An 18,815-nucleotide genomic window follows, 5' to 3' on the forward strand; every position below is an offset into this window, starting at 1 on the left:
GACGCTCTTCCGATCTACCCACTCACCCGGCGGCTCACGCCGCTCGGCTCGCCCCCGATCTCCTGTTGTGCTCCCCGCGCGGGATCGACTTCCGAAGTCGAAGCCGGACTTCGGAAGTCGGGCGGAACACCGCCGGCCGGCGGCCGTTCCGGGCGGGAAATGAAAATCGTCGCACGCGCCCGATTTATGAGTAGCCGTTGACGGCCGCGCTCGTTTATACTCGGCGTACTCGCATCGGGACGCCACCGCAGGCGTCCGGCGTTTTTCCTTCCGTCATTCGCTTCGTCCGAGGGGTTCCCATGTCCGCACGCTCTCTCCCGAGCCGCGGCCGGTCGGCGTTTACGCTGATCGAGCTGCTGGTCGTGATCGCCATTATCGCGATCCTGATCGGCCTCCTGCTGCCGGCCGTCCAGAAGGTCCGGGAGGCCGCCGCCCGCGCCAAGTGCAGCAACAACTTGAAGCAACTCGGCCTCGCCCTGCACGGCTACCACGACGCCCAGGGCAAGCTCCCGCCGGGGGCGCAACAGGACGTGTTCCCGATCCCGAAGCCGGCGACGACCACGTACATCCGCGGCACGAGTTGGATCGTGTTCACCCTGCCGTACATCGAGCAGGAGAACCTGTTCCGGCAGTACAACTTCGCCCGCGCGTACACGGACCCGGCCAACATCGCGGTCGCACTGAACATCGTGCCGACGATCTACTGCCCGTCCGGCCCGCCGCCGACCCAGTACCGCGACCCGAACGCCAACCAACAACTCAGCGGCGTCGGGGCGGTAACGACGCACTACTACGGCCTCATGGGGCCGAGCACCCGGACGACGGACAACTTCCAGTTGACCATCGGCGGGCAGGTGTTCACGTACCGGATCGGCAACCCGACGATCAACGAGGCGTACGGCTGCTCCGGGATGCTCCAGCAGTACCGGGACAGCCCCGGCAGCATCACGACCGGGTTCACCGTCCGGCTGACGGACGTGACGGACGGCACGTCGAACACGCTCATGCTCGGCGAGCGGTCGATCTTCCCGCCCGGCAGCCTGAACGACTACCGGAGCTGGATCCGCGGGAACAGCGGCGGCAGCGGGACGACGAAGAACGTCGTGTACCCGATCAACTCGACGGTGTACAACGGGAGCAACAACTTCAACGACATCAGCATGGGCAGCAACCACACCGGCGGGGCGCTATTCGCCCGCGCCGACGGGACGGTGACGTACCTCCGGCAGACGATCGACCTGCTCATCTATCAAGCGGCGTCGAGCTTCCGCATGGGCGAGCTGGCGAACATCAACAACTGACCGGCGGCGAACCCCCGACCCGGCTTCCGGCCCCTGGTCGGAAGCCGCTTTCATTCCCACCCCCTCGAAGGACCCTCTCTCATGCGAATGCTACTTCTCCCCGCCGTCGTCCTGGCGGTGGCCGCGACGGGCTGCGGCGGCGACGGCTCGTACCGCGTCTCGGGCAAGGTGACGTTCAACGGCAAACCGGTCCCCGGCGGCAAGATTTACTTCATGCCCGACGGCGCGAAGGGGAACAAGGGGACGACCGGGTACGCGGACATCAAGGACGGCGCGTACGACACGTCGTCCGGCGTCGGGGCCCCGAAGGGGGCGGTGGTCGTGGCCATCGAGGGGGTGGACCCCGGCCAGCCCGGCGAGAAGGAGAAGGGGGTGAAGGACCCCGGCGAGGAATCGACGGTGAAGAGCCTGTTCCCGCGGTGGGAGACGACGCTGGAGGTGACCGGGGGCATGACGAAGGACTTCGACGTGCCGGCCGAGGCCGGCAAGCCGAAGCCGCGGGGCGAGACGCAGTTCGTCCAGCCGTGAGTCGTGCGGTCAGGCCGGCGGCCGGGGTTGCAGCTGCGGGTCGTTGAAGAATTCGGCCAGCGGCAACGCGAACCCCGGCAGCACGGCCCCGCCGGTGAGTGTGTCGGCGGCGGTCAGGACGGTGTGCGTACGGGCGTCGGTGTACACCGCGACCGTGCGGGCGTTCGGGTCGATGATCCACACCAGCTGCGTGCCGCGGCGGAAGTAATCGCGCCGCTTGCGGGCCATCTCGCGGCGGGTGTTGTCGCGGGACAGGACCTCGACCGCGAGGTCCGGGGCGAAGTCGGCGACGGGCTGAAGGTGGGCGTCGTCCGTCGGGAGGCTGGCCCAAGCGGTGAACGCGGCGTCCGGCATCCGAACCATGCCGGGGGCTAGCCGCATCGGGGCACACGGGCCGGCGACTACGCCCACCTTGTGCCGGGAGACGTGGTTCCCGACCGCGACGATCAGCACCGCGGCGACGAACGACTTCTGGGCACTCGCGGGTTTCACCACGAAGCTGCCGTCAACCAACTCGACCAGCGGGTCCCGCTTCCCGCGCCGCAACAGGTCTTCCTCCGTCGCCGTGCCGGGGAACGGGGTCCACAGCACGCGGCGCGGCGGAACCCCTAAATCGCGGAGTACGTCGGCGAGCGTGTCGTACTTTCGCTTCGTGGCCGGCATGCGCGATCCTTACAGGCGACGGTCCGTTCTAACCGCGGGCGGTCGCGGTCTTGTAGGGTGGGCCGAGGCTTTGCGAGGCCCACCGGGTTTTGTTCCCTCTCCCCCGGCTTTGCGGGGGAGAGGGTTCGGGTGAGGGGGTTCGAGCTTCCTCCGAGGGGAGGAGCGTCTACGCCGCGCACAGCCCCGGGGGGGGGGGCCCGCCCCCCCCCCCCCCCCCCCCCCCGCCCCCGGCGGGCGGGCCCGGGGCGGGCGGGCGGGCGCCCCCCCCACCCCCTTCCCCCTCACCCCGGCCCTCTCCCCCGCAAAGCCGGGGGAGAGGGAGGAGATCGGTGGGCCTCGAAGACTCGGCCCACCCTACAAGACAGCCTGCTCAAATGCTCTCGTACCGGTGGCACAGCTCGTCGAACTCCGGGCACGTCACGATCGCCGACTCCTTCAAGTCCGTCAGCAGCCGCTTCTCGTGCTCGTCCACCTTGCCGTCGTGGAAGACGAACGTCTTCAGCCACTTCGTCTCGGCGGCGTTGACGTGGCCGTCCGGCAGGACGACCCGCTTGATGAGTGCGAACACGAACTGGTGGAACTCCGGCACGGCCGCGGCCGCTTCCGTCCGCAGCTCCAGCAGGAACTCGACCTCGTCCTGGCTGACCGCCCCGTCGGCGATCAGCTCCGCCTTGAGCGCGGCGGCGGTGTGCGTGCCGATCGTGCCGTCGGCCAGGATGACGGCCTTCGCCAATCGCTTCCAGTCGGCCATGGTTGAACCCCCCGAGGATAGGCGGTACGATACCCGGCATTTCCCCCACGGACAACCGCCATGCGGACGTACCCCGGCAAGAACAAGCTCGCCCTTCAATACTTGTCGCTGTCCGGCGACGGGCGGTTCGTGGCGACGGCCAACCGCAGCCACTACCAGGCGCATCTGTGGGACCGGGTGAGCGGGAAGCTGCTCTACACGCCGGAGGACTTCCCGGTCTGGGGCGCGGCCGTGAACCCGAGCGGGTCGCACCTGTTCGTGTGGGGCGACGACGGCGCGATGATGGTCGATACCGCCACGTTCCAGGAGACGACGCTCGAGCCGGGCCGGTACACGACCGTGCTGGGGTTCCCGGCGGGGACCACGGACGTGGTGGGCGTCGTGTCGAACGACCGGAACAAGGACGCGTTCGTTTGCTACGCGGTGTCCGGCAACTCGGTTCGCGAGAAGTGGCTCGTCGAGGCGGGGCGGGCGGACTTCATCAACCGGCCGTTCGGGGTGTCGCCGGACGGCAAGCACTTCGCGGCTCAGAGCATTCCCACGCCCGTCGAGCGACGGGGGAAGTGGGTCGAGCAGCCGTCGCGGGTCCACGTCCGGGCCGTCGCGACCGGGAAGCTGGTGCAACAGGGCGAGCTGCCGCCGAAGCACGTCCTCAACGGCGTGACGAACGACGGCCTCGTCATCGTCACGCTCGGCGGCACGGTCATGAAGTGGGACTTGAAGGCGGCCGCGGCGGTGCAGGAGGTGAAGCCGAAGGGCGGGGGCGGCGGGGCGGTGCTGTCGCCGGACGGCCGCGGGATGCTCGTGCTGCGGGCGAAGTCGTTGCTGCAACTCGACGCGGCGACGTTCGAGGTGGTCCGCGAGCTGACGTTCCCGCTGGTCGGCGACTTGCATTCACTTGCGTACGCTCCGGACGGCCTGACCGCGGCCGTCGGCACGGGCAAGGGGCAGTTCGCGATCTGGGACGTGGAGTGATATAGCCGCCGGCTTGCCGGCGGGGTTCTGGGAGTCGCAAAACCCCGCCGGCAAGCCGGCGGCTATATAGTTAGTTCCCCACCACCTTCACCGGCGACCACGACACCTCTTCGCCCAGGACGTGCCGCCACACGACCGGGTAGAACTCCTCCAGCTTCGCCAGCGGGTAGGCCGTCAAGAGCGCCGACACCTGTTGCGCCGCCCCGCCGCCGACGTGCAACTGGTGCAGTGCCTTCCCGCTCGGCACGATCGTCGCGGCGATGCGCGGCAGCAACTTCGTCGGGATCGTGACGCCGAAGTCGTCCTTCAGCCGCATGTAGTGGGCCGTGCGGATCGCGAGCTTGTACTTCAAGGCGTCGCCGCGGGCCTCGGTCGTGGCCTTGTTGTGAATTTCGACCGCCCACCGGAGTTCCCGCAGGTACGCGGCCGCGTCCACCGGCCCGGCGACGGCGTGGAGCACCGTCCCGTCCGCGGTGCAGAAGTAGCTGGCCACGTTCCCGCCCTGCTTCTGCCCGTTCACGACGCGGAACGTGCCGACCTTCTGGTGCGCGGAAACGAAGTGGTCGTTGGCGTAGTCCCCGACTTCCGGCTTGGCGAGCGCGTTCACACGGAGCGCGGAGGCGTTGTTTCAGGTGAACCCGTCGTCCTCGATGTTCCCCGCGAGGTGCAGCATCAGCACGAGCTTGTCGTCCCGCTTCGCGAGCTTGAACGCCTCGGCCGGGGACTTGCGGAACGCGAGGTATGTCTCGAACGTCTTGCACCCGCCGATCTCCGCCGGCGGCCCGGCCTTCTTCTTCTCGACCGGCTTCGGCTCGAACTCGAGTTCGGCGTTCACCGGCAGGTTGGCCAGCTTCGCCTGCTGGACCATCTCGTTCGCCCGCCGCACCTGGGCCTCGACGACCTTCGCCCACAGGTGGTCCGGGTCCGGCAACAGCGGGTGGTGCGGCGGCATCCCCGGCTGCGCGGCCGGGAGCCCGGCGACCATCGTGACGTTGAACCACAGGCCGGGGCCGAAGCCCCCGCCGGACCGCCCCTCGCCGACGGGGTCGGCCGGCGGCGCGGGCGGGCCGACGAACTTCTCCGCCGGGTCTTCGCCACAATAGAGCGGGTGGCCGGGGCCGATGGGGATGTTGTGCCAGGGGTGTTCGGGCGGCTCCGGCGGCGCGGGGGTTGCCGCGGGCCGGTTCGCGTGGGCGTGGTAGACGCCGCCGCCGACGACGGCCCACGCCGGCAGGCCGACGAGGGCGACGAGTTTCCAGTTGACCAGCCGCCACCAGGACGTGCGATTCCGGGCCGACATGCGAAGCCTCCGCGACGGGATCGGATCATCCGATACAACCGGCCCGGCGGGGAAATGTTGGCGGAAAATGTTTCGACGGCAAGACCCCTGACTTCCGAAGTCCGGCTTCGACTTCGGAAGTCGAAGGGGAGAAGGGGCGTTCGCCGACACCGCGCCGGCCCCTGCGCGGGATCGACTTCCGAAGTCGAAGCCGGACTTCGGAAGTCGGCGGGTCACACCCCCCGCGCGGCGGGGTCCCAGACGTACTTGTGCAGCTGCAACTGCATCCGCACGTCCAGCCGGGACGCCAGCACCCACGCGGCCAGGTCCGCGAGGTTCACCCCGTACACGCCGGACACGAGCACGCCGAACCGCGCATCCAGCCGGTACTCGCGGACCGTCCGCTCGGTCCACTCCCAGTCGCGGCGGCTCGCGACCACGAACTTGATCTCGTCCGTCGGCTTCAGGTGTTCCAAATTCTCGAACCGGTTGCGGTCGGCCTCGCCGCTGTCCGGGCACTTCAGGTCCATGATGACGTGAACGCGGCGGTCCACGCCGGAAATGTCGAGCGCCCCGCTCGTCTCCAGCAGCACGGTCCGGCCGGCGTCGCACAGCGCGGCCATCAGCGGCAGCACCTCGGCCTGCTCCAACGGCTCCCCGCCGGTGAGTTCCACCAGCTCCGTGTCGAACGCCAGCGCCTGCGCCAGCACGTCGGCCCGCGGCATCCGCCGCCCCTGGGTGAAAGCGTGCGGCGTGTCGCACCACTTGCACCGCAGCGAGCACCCGGTCGTCCGGACGAACACGCACGGCCGCCCGGCGAACTTCGACTCGCCCTGGAGGCTGCGGTAAATCTCGTGGATCAGCATCTCGCCCGACGGCACGGCCTGCAACAGCGCCACCCGCCCGGCGATCGTCGTCGCGGTAACCATGTCCGTCATCGTAAGAGGTCAGAAGTCGGAGGTCAGAGATCAGATAATTTTTGCCCGTTCTGATCTCTGACCTCCGACTTCTGACCTCTCACCCCAGACCTCACCTTGTTGCCGGTGAAAAAATCGGCTAAAGATTCGGGTCGCGATTGCCGACACGCGCGAAGGACTCGCGCCGCGGCCGTGCAAGGATGCTCGTATGCCCCGTCTCGCGCTCTTCGCCCTGCTTCTCTGCGCGTCCCCCGTTCTCGCCGCCGACCCGACGCCCATCGACAAGTCGCTCGCCGTGCAGCGGGCCGTGGCAGAAGCGAAGGCGTACCTCACCGCGAACCAACCGGCCGACGCCGTGAAGTCGCTCGAAGGCGTGCTGGAGGCGATCAACGGCGACGCCGACTTCCTCGGCCTGCTCCGCGAAGCCTACGGCGAGGAGCTGAAGCGGCAGAAGGTGAGCCGCACGCCGGACGCGAAGCGGGTCGCGGAGTTGGAGGAGCGGCTGCTCGTGCTGAAGCAACCGCAGACGAAGGTGGCGGCGAAGGCCGAGCCGAAGCCGCCGACGATTGCGGAAGTCCCTAAGCCGGACGCGAACGTGTTGAAGGACGCGGCCGAGGCGTTCAACGCGGCCCGGACGCAGCCGGCGAAGTTCGCGGACGCGGCGAAGCTGTTCGCGGCGGCGCACGCCGGCGGCGCGGAGTTCACGCCGGAGCAGCTCGCGGCGTGGGCGTACTGCCGGGTGAAGGCCGCCGCCGACGGGTGGAACAAGTCCGGCCGCGACGCCGCCGCGACGACCGCCGCCGTGCGGGAGATCGAGGCCGCGCTCAAGCTCGCGCCGAACCACGCGGACCTACAAACGGCCGGGCGGAAGCTCATCGCCGATGTCGGCGGGAAGCCGTCCGCGCCGCCGGCGAAGCAGCCGACGATCGCCGAAACGGGGAGCTGGCTCGCGCTGGAGTCGGACAACTTCCGCGTGCGGTTCCAGGGTTCCTCCGACGCCGCGAAGGCCGTGCTGACGAAGGCGGAAGAGGCGCGTAAGGCGACGTTCGCGAAGTGGTCGTCGCCGCCGTCGAACGCTTGGCAGCCGAAGTGCGACGTGGTCCTGCACCCGACGGCCGCGGCGTTCGCCGCCGCGACGAGCCAGCCGGCCGCCGCGACCGGGCACGCGTTCGTCAAACTCGAAGCCACTATCGTCCTCGACCGCCGCATCGACCTGCGGCTGGACGACGCGAGCATGGCCGACGACACGCTGGCCCGCGAGCTGACGTACATCGTGCTGGCCGACCTGTTCCCGGACCGCGACCCGCCGCGGTGGGCGGCCATCGGCATGGCCGTGCTCGCGACCGGCACGGAGGCGGAGCAGTGCCGGCGGACGCTCGCCCGGTGCTATCAGGACGGCGAGCTGTTCGCGGTCGGGTCGTTCCTGGAGATGAAGGGGCCGAAGCCGGAGCAGGTGACGGGGTACTACGTGGAGGCCGTGTCGTTGGTCGATCATCTCGTGCGAAAGAAGGACGCGAAGACGTTCCGCATCTTTCTCTTGGACGCGCAGCGGTACGGCGTGGAGAAGGCGCTCGACCGGCAGTACGGCTACCGGTCGGCGAAGGACCTCGACACGGAGTGGCGGCGGACGGCGCTGACGACCTCGCGGGCGCAGAAGCCGTAAGTTTGTCTTCATATAGCCGCCGGCTTGCCGGCGGGGTATTGCGACCCCCGAAACCCCGCCGGCAAGCCGGCGGCTATATAAACCCTGCGTGAACCCCCCGTTCATCAGGGCCTCCCCCATGCGCTTCCTCCTGCCCCTCGTCGCGCTCGCGGTCGGTCCGCAGCTGCACGCCGCCACCAACATCGTCTGGATCGTCACCGAGGACATCTCCCCGTCCCTCGGCTGCTACGGCGACCCGGACGCGATCACCCCCAACCTCGACAAGTTCGCGGCGCAAGGCGCACGCTTCACCCGCTGCTTCACGCACGCCCCGGTCTGCGCCCCGTCGCGGTCCGGCCTCATCACCGGCATGTACCCGACGACGATGGGCAGCCACCACATGCGGTCGAAGCTCGTCACCCCGCCGCCGCTGTTCCTCGACGAGTTGAAGAAGGCCGGGTACGCCGTCTTCTGGCCGGGGAAGACCGACTTCAACTTCGACCACCCGAAGGGGTTCGCCGACACGCGGAACTGGGTGCAGAACCCGGACGTGCTGCCGGCGGACAAGCCGTTCTTCGCGTACATCAACTTCACCATCACCCACGAGAGCCAGGTGCGGGCGAACCCCGAGCAGTACAAGAAGAACACGGCGAAGCTGAAGCCGAGCGAGTTCCGCGATCCCGCGAAGGTGACGTTGCCGCCGTACTACCCGGACCACCCGGACGTGCGGCGGAACGTGGCCACGTACCACGAAAACATCACCGCGATGGACTACCTCGTCGGCGACGTGCTGAAGCTGCTCGACGACAAGAAGCTGACGGACAACACGCTCGTGTTCTTCTTCGGCGACCACGGCTGGGGCATGAGCCGCGGCAAGCGGTGGTGCTACGACAGCGGGACCCGCGCCCCGTTGCTCGTCCGCTGGCCGGGCAAGGTGACGCCGGGCAGCGTGCGGGAAGACCTCGTGGCGTTCCTCGACTTCGCGCCGACGGTGCTGAGCGTCGCCGGCGCGGAGGTTCCTTCCCGGATGCAGGGGCAGGTCTTCCTCGGCGAGAAGCAGGCCCCGCCGCGGAAGTTCGCGTTCAGTTGCCGCGACCGGATGGACGAGACGTATGACCGCATCCGGTCCGTGCGGTCGAACCAGTTCCGGTACGTGAAGAACTTCCACCCGGAACTGCCGTACGCGCAGTGGATCAACTACATGGACGAGATGCCGACGATGAAGGTCTGGCGGAAGCAGGCGTTCGCGGGAACCCTAAACCCGGTGCAGATGGCGTTCTTCGCGAAGACGAAGCCGGTGGAGGAACTGTACGACCTGACCGCCGACCCGCACGAGACGAAGAACCTCGCCGGGCTGCCGGAGTTCGCGAAGCCGCTCGCCTCGCACCGGGCGGCGCTCGACCAGTGGATCAAGGACACGAAGGACCTGGGCGAAGTGCCGGAGAAGGAACTGATTCGGCGCGGCCTCGTGAAGGACGTGCTGAGTACCGAGTACGACGCCCGCGTGAAGCTGCACCCGAAGACGAGTCCGGTCCCATGAGACGCGGCAGGCTGAAGACGGGCGGGCTGAGCGGCTGTTTCGGCTGGGGGTTCGTCCTGTTCTGGTCCGCCATCACCCTCGCCGCCACCGGGGCTTGCGGGTGGAACCTGATCCGCCAGTGCCTCACCTACGGCTACGAGCAGACGACCGGCACGATCGTCGCGTCGCGGCTCGAACCGCGGCGGAAGACCGTGGCCCTGGTCGTCGAGTACGCCTACGTCGTGGACGGGCAGCCGCACACGGGGACCCGCTACCGGTACGGCTCGGTCGATGCGAACGCCTCGGTCTGGCGGCCGATCCAGGCCGACCTGCCGGCCGGCAAGGAAGTCCCCGTCTACTACCGGGCGGGCGACCCGGCCGAGGCCGTGCTGCTCCGCGGCCCGATGGGGCTGGACCTGTTCGCGCTCTGGTTCCTGACGCCGTTTAACCTCGTCGCCCTCGGCGGCTGGCTGTTGCTCCTGCGGGGCGAACGCCCGGCGTTCGTGCCGGCCGACCCGCGGACGGTCCGCCGCACCGCCGCCGGGTGGGAGTTCCGGCCGATGGGCCGCGACTGGTGGCTCGTCTTCCTCGGCACGCTGTTCGCCGCCTCGTTCGTCGGCGTCTTCGTGATCGGGTTCGCCGTCAGCTTCAACCCGCCGCTGGAACTCATGGCCGGCCTCTGGGCCGCGGCGCTGGCGGGCTGCTTCGCCGTCGCCAACCTCGTCGCCCACCGGCCGACGTTGGAGTTCGACGAGCTGCACCGGACGCTGACGCTGCCGAGGCAGGGCCTGACGCTCGCCGTGGCGGACGTGACGGGGTTCGCGGTCGAGCCGGGGAACCAGACGACGTTCTTTTACGTGGCCGTCCGGCACGGCGAGGGGCGGTCGGACCGCATCGGCTCGTGGTCGAAGCGGGAGACCGCGTCGGCCGTCGCCGGGTGGTTGACGGAGGCGGTGCGGGGTACGCCCCCGTACTGAGCAAAGAGTAAAGTCGTTGTTGGTCGTGGGAGCCCGCGCTACCATACTCAGTATGCTCTACCGCCAACGGATCCTTCTCGAGTTCCTACGCTCTGCCGGGCGACCGGTCGGGAAGATCGAGTTGATGAAGTGGGCGTTCCTGTTGAAGATGGATTCGCCCAGTCGAGGCGGAGAAGCGTTCTACGAATTCGTCCCGTACACGTACGGACCGTACTCGTTCGGAATGACTCGCGACGTGAATGCGTTGGCGAGCGCCGGTCGTCTGACGGCCTCAGATAAATCGTGGACACTCGGCCCGGAGGTTGAGATTCCGCCGCTGCCGACGGCGACGGAATCCGACGTGAAACGGATCGTCGAACGGTTCCGAACCACGCCCCAACGCGAACTCGTTCGACAGGTCTACCGCGCGTACGCCGCGTATACCGTTAACAGCAACATTGAGCGATTGGCCGTTCGCACGGTGGCGCCTCCGGCCGTCTACACGGTTGGCTATGAAGGGCGGCAGCTCGACGGATTACTCGATTTGCTAGTCCAAACGGGAATCCGACGGTTGGCAGACGTGCGGCGGAACCCGGTGTCGCGGCGTTTCGGATTTCACAAGAGTACGTTGTCAACCCATTGTGCCAAGCTCGACATCGAGTACGTCCATCTCCCTGAACTGGGAATCGCGTCCGAAGAGCGGAGCCACCTCTCGTCCACCCGAGACTACGCGGCGGTGTTCGCACGGTACGAACGGGAGACGCTACCCATCCAGGCGGAAGCCGTTGCGCGGGTGGCCGGTTGGATGCGTGAGTCCGCCACGGCCGTCATGTGCATGGAACGCGCTGCGTGCGAATGCCACCGCGGACGGCTCGCGAATCGCATTCACGCCCTCACCGAGCTGCCCGTCATTCATCTTCAGTAGGTAACGAATCGAACAGGCTCGGACCCTTCGCCGCGTCCGCTTCAAACGTCTTGATAACCATCCAGTTCTTTCGGTGGTTCGTCATGTTGCCCACGACGATCCACAAGTCCTTCCCGGTGCGGTAGCCGCTCGCGGTCCAGAGCGACTCCGGCTTGTCGGAGTAGGATTCGTTCGACAGTAACCGGTATGCCCCCCACTCCCGCACCTGGAGTCGATGGGTCGAGAGAGCGTCTTGGAACTCGATGTACGGCGCGTATCGAACCTTTCCGAACGCCGGTTCCGCCACGGCTTGATGTTCCAAATCTTCAAACAGTGACCGGTGGTGTTCCGGCGGAGCGGGAGCCTCCTTCTCGACGGCGGTTCCCGTCCAGTTGTCCGCCGGGACGAACAGGACGCCCAACGACATCCGGCAGGTGTTCAAGGCGTCAATAGATGGAACCTTCTTCGTGCTGAGCCAATCGAGAATGGCAGTTTTCTTTACCTCTGTCGCCGCCGCCCACGGCGTTCTCGTCGGGTTCATTTCGTCCTCGACGCGCCACGACTCCATCCGGTTGTCTTTCGGATTCCGCGTGAGGTCGAGATGATACGTGTACCGCGCCCGAAAGTCGTTCGTACCCGCGTTCGGGCCGACGGGGACCATCAACGGGTACACTCGCAAGAACTGGTTGCAAGACGGCGAGTACCCCGCCATGCAGACTCGCTGGCCGTACTTCTTGGAGTCCTCGGGAACCGTTCGTCCCAGCACGACGAAGTCTTCGACGTGGAGCGTACTCATGGGCGGGCCTCGGATTGATAATTTGTCCAGCATACCCGACCAGCATCGCCGGTCAAGAACGCCCGGTTCCGGTTCCCCGGTTTGAAAGGTTCTGCCTACAATTCCGGTATCCCCCCGGATACGGACATCCGGCGTTCACCCTCCTTCCACCAGGACCGTTCATGCGACTCTTCCCCCACGCCGTCCTCACCCTGCTCGTCGCGGCCGTCGGCTGCTCCGCCCAGGAAAAGAAAGACGAAGAGAAGAAGCCCGAGAAGCCCAAGCTCGCGATCGGCGACCCGGCCCCGGCGATCACCTCCGCGAAGTGGCTGAAAGGCCCCGAGACCAAGTTCGAGAAGGGCAAGGTCTACGTCGTCGAGTTCTGGGCGACGTGGTGCGGGCCGTGCATCCAGTCGATGCCGCACCTGACCACCCTCCTCGACGAGTACAAGGCCCAGGGCCTCACCGTCGTCGCCGTCACGACGAAGGACGAGAACGGCAACACCGAGGAGGCGGTCGGCGAGTACCTCAAGAAGCGGGGCGACCGGTTCCCGTTCGCGTTCGCGTTCTGCACCACCGACGAGACGAACAAGGCGTTCATGGACGCGTCCGGCACGGACGGCATCCCGGCGTCGTTCGTCGTCGATCAGCAGGGCAAGGTCGCGTTCATCGGCCACCCGATGGAACTGGACGACGTGCTCCCCCGCGTGTTCGCCGGGACGTGGCAGGGGCAAAAGAGCCTCGACGAGATTCAGAAGGAGAAGGACGCCCTCGACGCCATCCTGGACAAGGTCCAGTCCGCGGCGGTCAAGGCCGAGACGGCGAACAAGGGGAAGGGCAAGGAGGAGATCACGAAGGCCGTCGGCGACGCGGCGGCGGTCGCGGCGGCCGAGGTGCTGACGCTCTTGCCGGACTACGAGAAGACGTACCCGGTGAAGGCGAAGCAGCCGATCTTCGGGACGGTGAAGCTAGCCGTGTCGCTGCAGGCCCGGAAGTTCGACGAGGCGGCGGCGATCTCCGAGCCGCTCATCAAGCACGCGGCGGAGAAGAAGGATACGTCCACGCTCAACCGCGTCCGCAGCTTCTGGGTCGCGAAGGCGCTCAACCCGGACCGCAAGGGGATCGACCAGGCGGTGAAGGCGGCCGAGGCGATGGTGAAGATCGACGGCGAGGACAACATCCCAACGCTGCTGGCGGCGGCCGAGGCGTACTACGCGGCCGGGAACAAGGCCCAGGCCGAGGCGTTCGGGGGCAAGGCGGTCAAGGCCGCCGGCGACGACGCGAAGGCGAAGGAGGCCATCGAGAAGGTGCTGAAGAAATTCCAGGAGTGACCGCGGCGTCTCTCTCGACAACAAGCCCCGGCCCGTCGGCCGGGGCTTCTCGTTCGCGGCCCCGCCCGGAGACGACTTGTTGAAGCGCTCGCTCGCCGCCCTGTTCGCCGTGTTGCTCGCCGTCTGGTCGTGGCTGCTCGTAAAGCCGTCGCCGGTCCCGGAGTCGCTGCTCGGCGGCGTCGGGTCGGTGTTCGACCCCGTCATGCTTCAGTTCATCCTGGCGAAGTTGACGCACCTGTCCGTCTACGCCTTCTTCGCCGTCCTCGGCGGCCTGATCCCGGCCACCCGCCGCGGGCAGCTCGGGGTCTGGGGCGGCCTCGTGCTGCACGGCGTCCTCAGCGAAGTCGGCCAGATGGTCGGCTCCGCCCACTTCGACACCGGCCGGCACGGGTGCGTCCGGGACGTGCTCATCGACGCGGCCGGGATCATCGCCGGGGCCGCACTTCTCCGCTGGCGGCAGAACCGCCGTCCGGTTGCGAACGTCTGAAACGCGCTCTAAGGTTGGGGCACACTCCGTCCCGCGCGAGGCGTCCCGGCCATGAAGTGCAAGGCGTGCCACCACCTGAACTGCTCGTCCGACGCCGAATGCTTCATGTGCAACGCGCCGCTGTACCGGGGCGCCCCGAAGGTCCACGGGGCGCTGTTCGTGTTCCTCGCGCTGTGCGTGTTCATCCCCGTGTTCTCCGCCACCGGCGGCGTCATCCGCGTGCTGCCGTGGTTCGGCGTCAACACCGCCGGGATGCGGGCCGGCGGCGGGCCGGGCGTCGTGCCCCTGGTCATCGGGTTCCTCGGCGTCAACCTCTGCCTGCTCATCACCCGGTTCCAGATTTCCTTCAAGGAACAGCTCGTGTACAGCGCCCTCGTCACGGCGCTGGCGTGGGGGGCGTACCTGTTCTCGATCGTCGCGCTGGCGAAGGAAATCTCCGGCTCCCCCCGCCGCCGGGTCGAGGCCCCGCCGGCCGTCGTCCGGCCCGCGGTCGCGGCCGTCGGCCGCGGATTTTCCTCGCCCTTCTGACGCCGACCCGCGAAACTGACACTCTGGACAGGACGCACCTGCGCGGAGTGCCGGCCATGCGGCGACTTTCCCTTTCCCTCGGCCTGTTGGCCCTCGTCCCCGTTTTCGCCCCCGCCGACGACAAGAAAAGCGGCGTCACCACGGACAAGGAGAAGAAGGCCGTCGCCATCGACGCGAAGGTCGCGCCGCGGAAGCTGGACCACCTCACCGAAACGTACCCGATCGAACTCATCGCCGGGTGGGCGCACCCGAAGGGGAAGAAGGCGCACGAGACGGTCGTGACCATCGAGGCGACGCCGAGCGACGTTCACAAGGCCCTCGTGGAGGTCGGCCTCAAGCCCGGCAAGCCGGCGAAGGGGGAGGGGGCGGAGGCCGTCGGCCCGGACGTGACGGTCGCCATCGAGGTCCCGGCCGGCGACGGGCCGGCGAAGAAGCTGACGCCGGACAAGTTCCTCGTGGACCCGAAGACGAAGAAGCCGTTTCCGAAGGGCGTGAAGTTCCGATTCACCGGGAGCGTCGAGTCGCAGGTCGCGCCGGACAAGCCGGACAAGAAGTACGGGGCCGACCTGTCCGGGACGCTGATCGTGATCTTCCCGGTGACGGACGAGACGGTGCTGCAATCCAGCCTGACGATGAAGGAAGAGAAGTACCTGAAGCTGGAGACGAACAAGGACGCCCTGCCGAAGGAAGGCACGGCCGTGAAGCTGATCCTCGAAGCGGCGGGGAAGTGATGCGAAGACTCTCGTTCCTGTTGATCGCGGCCGCGGGGTGCTCGTCGCCGACGCCGCCCCCCCCGGACGTGGCGGTGGCGGCGGTGGCGGCCGAGCCGGAGGGGCCGCGGCCGCAGGCCCCCGGCGGGCTGAAGCCACTGGCCGCGGCCGTTCAGGTCGAGATGAAGGCCGAACCGTCCCGGTTCGCGGGCGACGCGGCCGGGAAGCAGGTCGAGGAATCGCTGACGCCGAAGGTCCCGCCGCCGCCGGCGGGCCGGGTGACGGCCCCGAAGCCGCGGGCGTCGGCCGTGGACCGCGGCGACCTGCCGCCGGCGAAGCCGGGCGTGACGGCCGCGCCGTTGCCGCAACCGGCGCGGAAGTCGGCGCTGCCGACGCCGCCGGGGGAGGGCGTCGCCGCCGCGGGCGTAGGGATGGAGTTGGACCTGGCCGAGCGGAAGCTGCCGGAGTCGCCGCGGGTGAGTTCCCCGCCGCGACCGCAGCCGTCGGCCGCCGACGTGCCGCGGATGGCGGTACAAGTCCCCGACCGCGCCCCGACCGACGACCCGACGGCGGAGCTTTCGACGGCCCGGATCGTGAACACGCTGTTGCTCGCGCCGCCGATCGCGGCCCCGTTCCTGCGACTGGTGCTGCCGGACCCGTTCGAGTTCGCGGAGCAGGTGAAGCCGCCGGCGACGTCGGAACTAGCGACCGCCCCGGCGTTCGTGCCGCCGGCGAAGCCATAGTAGTAGGCACACTCCGTGTGCCGTCTCCTGAGCGCCGCGGAGACCTGAACAATGTCCCGGCGACGTGAAGGAGACGGCACACGGAGTGTGCCTACTACTCTGTCACCATCCCTCGGCACTTCTCGGCCATTCCTGCGCACTCGTCCGCCGTCGGCTCGCGGCCGCCGAACTTCACCCCGTCGCACCACGCCAGCACATCCTTGAACCGGTCGAGCGGCTCGCCGTCGCACAGCTCGCCGGTCGTCCGCCGCGTCGCCGGGACCGCGAACCGCGCTTCCACGTGCGCCCGCACGATGCTCGCCAACTCCTCCGCGAATTCGCGGCCGCCGATCTCGTTCACGCGGCCCGCCAGCTTTTCCAGCCGTACCGCGGGTGTTTCCGCCGGGACCGGCGGCGTTTTCCTTCGCAGCCGGGCCACGACGGCCGCCGTCACGATCACCGCGGCCGCGACGAGGCCGAACGCCGCCGGGACCGGCACGCCGCCGGTCGGCGGCGGGGGCGGCGGGTCGATGAGGCCGGTGATGGTGCGAACGTCCGCCGCCTTCGGGTCGCGGACGGCCGTCTGCACCTTCACCGCCTTCGCGGGCACGTCGAGCGTCACGTCGCCCGCCGTGCCCGCCTTCACCGTCAGCGGCGCGACGGCGATGGAAACCGACTCGCCCGGCACGTAGGGGTCGAGCCGCAGTTGCAGCGTCCAGCTCGCGCGGCCGCCGGGCAACGGCGCGACGGCCGCCGGCCCCACGGGGCGCACCCGCCACGCGGCCGCCGACTCCGGCCGCAGCACGTCCTTCGGCACGGTGACGACGAGCGGGGCCGCCGCCTCGACCCGCAGCGTGGCCGTCAGCGACTCCGAGAGCCAGAGCGATTCGCGGTCGAGGGCGAACGTGACCGTGGGGTTCATGACGCGGAACCCCCAGGGTCAATCGGGGGCGGGGCTTTGTTCCCTCCCCCCTTGGGGGGGAGGGTTAGGGAGGGGGGTAAGCTACCCGATTCAAACGCGATTCTCACCGGGGCAGGAAGGTCTACCCCCCTCCCTAACCCTCCCCCCCAAGGGGGGAGGGAATAAGAACAGCAGCCGCGATGGTTCTCGCGCGACGGCTCGACACCCGCCCTCGGCCTGGTCATGTCATCGGCCCCTCTGCCGGCGTTCGCGGAGGCGGAAGAAGGTCACCAGCGCGTCGAAATGCTTGCCGTCGGTCCCCACGTCGATCAGGTCCACCTGCGCCGACCGCGTCAACTTCATGAACGCCGCCCGCCGGTCCGCCGCCCGCGCCGCGAACTGCTCCCGGAACCGCCGGCTGCTTGTGTCGATCAGCACCTGCCGCCCGGTCTCCGCGTCCTCGAGCTGCACCAGCCCGACGTTCGGCCACGACTGCTCCCGCGGGTCGGACGTGCGGACGGCGACCAGGTCGTGCTTCCGGGCCGCCCGGCGGAAGGCGTCCGTGTAGTCCTCGGTCGTCAGAAAGTCCGAGATGAAGAACACGATGGCCCGCCGCCGCTGCGCCTTGTTGAGGTAGTCCAGCCCCACCCCCAAGTTCGTCCCCTTGTGCTTCGGCTCGAAGAACAACACGTCGCGGAGGAGCCGCAGGACGTGGCGGGTCCCCTTGTTCGGCGGCACGTAGGTTTCCACCTGGTCCGTGAGCGCCAGCAGGCCGACGCGGTCGTTGTTGCTGATCGCGCAGAACGCGAGCAGGGCGGCGATCTCCGCGGCGACGGCCCGCTTCTGCTGCACGCCGGTCCCGAACCGCTGCGACGCGGACACGTCCACGGCCAGGATGATCGTGAGCTCCCGCTCCTCGACGTACCGCTTGATGAACGCCGCGCCCATGCGGGCGGTGACGTTCCAGTCGATGCCGCGAACGTCGTCGCCGGGCTGGTACTCGCGGACCTCCTCGAACGAGAGGCCGGACCCCTTGAACGCGGAGTGGTACTCGCCGCCGAGGAGCGTGGTGACGGCCCGGCGGGCCTTGAGTTGCAGGCGGCGGATCTGCCGCATCACGTCGGCGGGGAGCATGGCGGCCTACAGGGTGTTCGGGTCCACGCCCAGCTCGCGGAGCTTCGCCGCGAGCTTCTCCGCCCGTTGGCGTTCCTTCTCGGCCCGCTTCCGCTCCTGTTCGGCCCGCCGGTGTTCCGTGTTAGCCCGCTCGCGCTCGGTGTCGGCCGTTTCCTTCAGCTGCGCGAACGTGAGGAACGGATTCCCGTCCGGGTCGAAGATTTCGAGTTCCAACCCGGACATGTCGAACCGGATGCCGAGGAGCGGGCTGACGAAGTTGTGCATGTCCGCGACCGACACGAACCGCCGGCCGGAGCGGAGCCACCCTTGCAGCATGTTCCGATCCGGGTCGTAGACGTAGTATTCTTCCGCCCCGTGCCGCCGGTAGAACTGCCGCTTCCGGCTCATCTCGCGAACCGTGTTCCCCGGCGACAGCACCTCGAACACGACCTGCGGGAAGACGCCGCCTTCCTCCCACACGCGGTAGCTGCCGCGGTGGCCGCGGGGCCGGCCGAACGCCACGTACACGTCCGGGGCGGTGCGGATCGTCGGGTCGCCTTCCACCGGATAGATGAGATTGTCCCCGGCAACGAACGCGGCCCGGTCGCCGACGCAGATCGCCTCCAGGTTCCCCTTGATAGTCACGATCCACTCGTACTGTCGGGTGTTTTCCGCCATGGGCTTCCCGTCGCTGTCCGGGTAGACGACCGGCCCCGCCGGAACCGGGTTCAGAATCACGTCCATCGCGCCGCCCTCCCGCCGCTCGGCGGAATCTGTTCTACACTGATCCTTCACGCCCCGTGCCTTCTCTCC

21 protein-coding genes are annotated in these 18,815 nt (G+C 68.5%); 12 read left to right on the forward strand and 9 right to left on the reverse strand.

The genetic code is table 11. The features are described from left to right. Window positions 1–299: 299 nt before the first annotated feature. Together AC5JJ2_RS16605 and AC5JJ2_RS16610 are read left to right on the forward strand one after the other, a co-directional pair. Window positions 300–1,301, forward strand: coding sequence for a DUF1559 domain-containing protein (locus AC5JJ2_RS16605; protein WP_495859131.1), 1,002 nt, complete (start codon window positions 300–302; stop codon window positions 1,299–1,301). An 81-nt stretch (window positions 1,302–1,382) separates the two neighbouring features. After that, complete coding sequence (locus AC5JJ2_RS16610; protein WP_495859132.1) at window positions 1,383–1,829, forward strand: hypothetical protein; 447 nt, start codon at window positions 1,383–1,385, stop codon at window positions 1,827–1,829. A 9-nt stretch (window positions 1,830–1,838) separates the two neighbouring features. On the opposite strand, the gene AC5JJ2_RS16615 is transcribed toward AC5JJ2_RS16610, so the two are convergent. Both AC5JJ2_RS16615 and AC5JJ2_RS16620 read right to left on the reverse strand, forming a co-directional pair. Then, complete coding sequence (locus AC5JJ2_RS16615) at window positions 1,839–2,492, reverse strand: Uma2 family endonuclease (protein ID WP_495859133.1); 654 nt, start codon at window positions 2,490–2,492, stop codon at window positions 1,839–1,841. Between the two features lie 370 nt (window positions 2,493–2,862). After that, window positions 2,863–3,243, reverse strand: coding sequence for a tellurite resistance TerB family protein (locus tag AC5JJ2_RS16620; RefSeq protein ID WP_495859134.1), 381 nt, complete (start codon window positions 3,241–3,243; stop codon window positions 2,863–2,865). Between the two features lie 60 nt (window positions 3,244–3,303). On the opposite strand from AC5JJ2_RS16620, the gene AC5JJ2_RS16625 reads away from it, so the two are divergent. Continuing rightward, on the forward strand, window positions 3,304–4,218 hold the full coding sequence (locus AC5JJ2_RS16625; protein WP_495859135.1) for a WD40 repeat domain-containing protein: 915 nt from the start codon (window positions 3,304–3,306) through the stop codon (window positions 4,216–4,218). A gap of 70 nt (window positions 4,219–4,288) precedes the next feature. Here AC5JJ2_RS16625 and AC5JJ2_RS16630 read toward each other — a convergent pair whose 3' ends face one another. The 3 genes from AC5JJ2_RS16630 to AC5JJ2_RS16640 form a co-directional block, all read right to left on the reverse strand. Continuing rightward, the gene (locus AC5JJ2_RS16630; protein ID WP_495859136.1) at window positions 4,289–4,825 is read right to left on the reverse strand and encodes a hypothetical protein; all 537 of its coding nucleotides are present in this window, start codon (window positions 4,823–4,825) and stop codon (window positions 4,289–4,291) included. Window positions 4,826–4,846: 21 nt separating this feature from the next. Continuing rightward, window positions 4,847–5,518 (reverse strand): hypothetical protein, encoded by a 672-nt coding sequence (locus AC5JJ2_RS16635; protein WP_495859137.1) that lies wholly within the window; start codon window positions 5,516–5,518, stop codon window positions 4,847–4,849. Between the two features lie 212 nt (window positions 5,519–5,730). Beyond that, on the reverse strand, window positions 5,731–6,426 hold the full coding sequence (locus AC5JJ2_RS16640) for a radical SAM protein (protein WP_495859138.1): 696 nt from the start codon (window positions 6,424–6,426) through the stop codon (window positions 5,731–5,733). Window positions 6,427–6,622: 196 nt separating this feature from the next. On the opposite strand from AC5JJ2_RS16640, the gene AC5JJ2_RS16645 reads away from it, so the two are divergent. From AC5JJ2_RS16645 to AC5JJ2_RS16660, 4 genes are all read left to right on the forward strand, one after another. Continuing rightward, on the forward strand, window positions 6,623–8,077 hold the full coding sequence (locus AC5JJ2_RS16645; protein ID WP_495859139.1) for a hypothetical protein: 1,455 nt from the start codon (window positions 6,623–6,625) through the stop codon (window positions 8,075–8,077). Between the two features lie 118 nt (window positions 8,078–8,195). Continuing rightward, the gene (locus tag AC5JJ2_RS16650) at window positions 8,196–9,596 is read left to right on the forward strand and encodes a sulfatase family protein (protein WP_495859140.1); all 1,401 of its coding nucleotides are present in this window, start codon (window positions 8,196–8,198) and stop codon (window positions 9,594–9,596) included. Next, on the forward strand, window positions 9,593–10,552 hold the full coding sequence (locus tag AC5JJ2_RS16655; protein WP_495859141.1) for a DUF3592 domain-containing protein: 960 nt from the start codon (window positions 9,593–9,595) through the stop codon (window positions 10,550–10,552). Before AC5JJ2_RS16650 ends, AC5JJ2_RS16655 begins: the two co-directional genes overlap by 4 nt. Before the next feature lie 124 nt (window positions 10,553–10,676). After that, window positions 10,677–11,456, forward strand: a complete 780-nt coding sequence (locus AC5JJ2_RS16660) for a DUF488 domain-containing protein (protein WP_495859142.1) — start codon at window positions 10,677–10,679, stop codon at window positions 11,454–11,456. Here the strand turns inward: AC5JJ2_RS16660 and AC5JJ2_RS16665 are convergent. Further along, the gene (locus AC5JJ2_RS16665; RefSeq protein ID WP_495859143.1) at window positions 11,440–12,231 is read right to left on the reverse strand and encodes a DUF8758 domain-containing protein; all 792 of its coding nucleotides are present in this window, start codon (window positions 12,229–12,231) and stop codon (window positions 11,440–11,442) included. The two genes, AC5JJ2_RS16660 and AC5JJ2_RS16665, sit on opposite strands and share 17 nt — an antisense overlap. A 161-nt stretch (window positions 12,232–12,392) precedes the next feature. On the opposite strand from AC5JJ2_RS16665, the gene AC5JJ2_RS16670 reads away from it, so the two are divergent. The 5 genes from AC5JJ2_RS16670 (at window position 12,393) to AC5JJ2_RS16690 (ending at window position 16,009) form a co-directional block, all read left to right on the forward strand. Continuing rightward, window positions 12,393–13,541 (forward strand): TlpA family protein disulfide reductase, encoded by a 1,149-nt coding sequence (locus tag AC5JJ2_RS16670; RefSeq protein WP_495859144.1) that lies wholly within the window; start codon window positions 12,393–12,395, stop codon window positions 13,539–13,541. A gap of 79 nt (window positions 13,542–13,620) precedes the next feature. Continuing rightward, window positions 13,621–14,028 carry a VanZ family protein gene (locus AC5JJ2_RS16675; protein WP_495859145.1) on the forward strand — a complete coding sequence of 136 codons (408 nt, stop codon included), beginning with the start codon at window positions 13,621–13,623 and terminating at the stop codon, window positions 14,026–14,028. A 51-nt stretch (window positions 14,029–14,079) separates the two neighbouring features. Then, a complete protein-coding gene (locus AC5JJ2_RS16680; RefSeq protein ID WP_495859146.1) occupies window positions 14,080–14,556 on the forward strand; it encodes a hypothetical protein in 477 nt (158 codons plus the stop codon). Window positions 14,557–14,612: 56 nt separating this feature from the next. Then, window positions 14,613–15,287: a YdjY domain-containing protein gene (locus AC5JJ2_RS16685; RefSeq protein ID WP_495859147.1), complete on the forward strand. Its 675-nt coding sequence runs from the start codon at window positions 14,613–14,615 to the stop codon at window positions 15,285–15,287. Next, window positions 15,287–16,009, forward strand: a complete 723-nt coding sequence (locus AC5JJ2_RS16690) for a hypothetical protein (protein ID WP_495859148.1) — start codon at window positions 15,287–15,289, stop codon at window positions 16,007–16,009. Before AC5JJ2_RS16685 ends, AC5JJ2_RS16690 begins: the two co-directional genes overlap by 1 nt. 94 nt (window positions 16,010–16,103) lie before the next feature. Here the strand turns inward: AC5JJ2_RS16690 and AC5JJ2_RS16695 are convergent, their stop codons facing one another. From AC5JJ2_RS16695 to AC5JJ2_RS16705, 3 genes are all read right to left on the reverse strand, one after another. Then, window positions 16,104–16,910 carry a hypothetical protein gene (locus AC5JJ2_RS16695; protein WP_495859149.1) on the reverse strand — a complete coding sequence of 269 codons (807 nt, stop codon included), beginning with the start codon at window positions 16,908–16,910 and terminating at the stop codon, window positions 16,104–16,106. Window positions 16,911–17,135: 225 nt separating this feature from the next. Next, window positions 17,136–18,023, reverse strand: a complete 888-nt coding sequence (locus tag AC5JJ2_RS16700; protein ID WP_495859150.1) for a DUF58 domain-containing protein — start codon at window positions 18,021–18,023, stop codon at window positions 17,136–17,138. 6 nt (window positions 18,024–18,029) lie between these two features. Further along, complete coding sequence (locus tag AC5JJ2_RS16705; RefSeq protein WP_495859151.1) at window positions 18,030–18,746, reverse strand: Uma2 family endonuclease; 717 nt, start codon at window positions 18,744–18,746, stop codon at window positions 18,030–18,032. Between the last annotated feature and the right edge of the window lie 69 nt (window positions 18,747–18,815).

It is taken from the genome of Limnoglobus sp. (assembly GCF_059499385.1).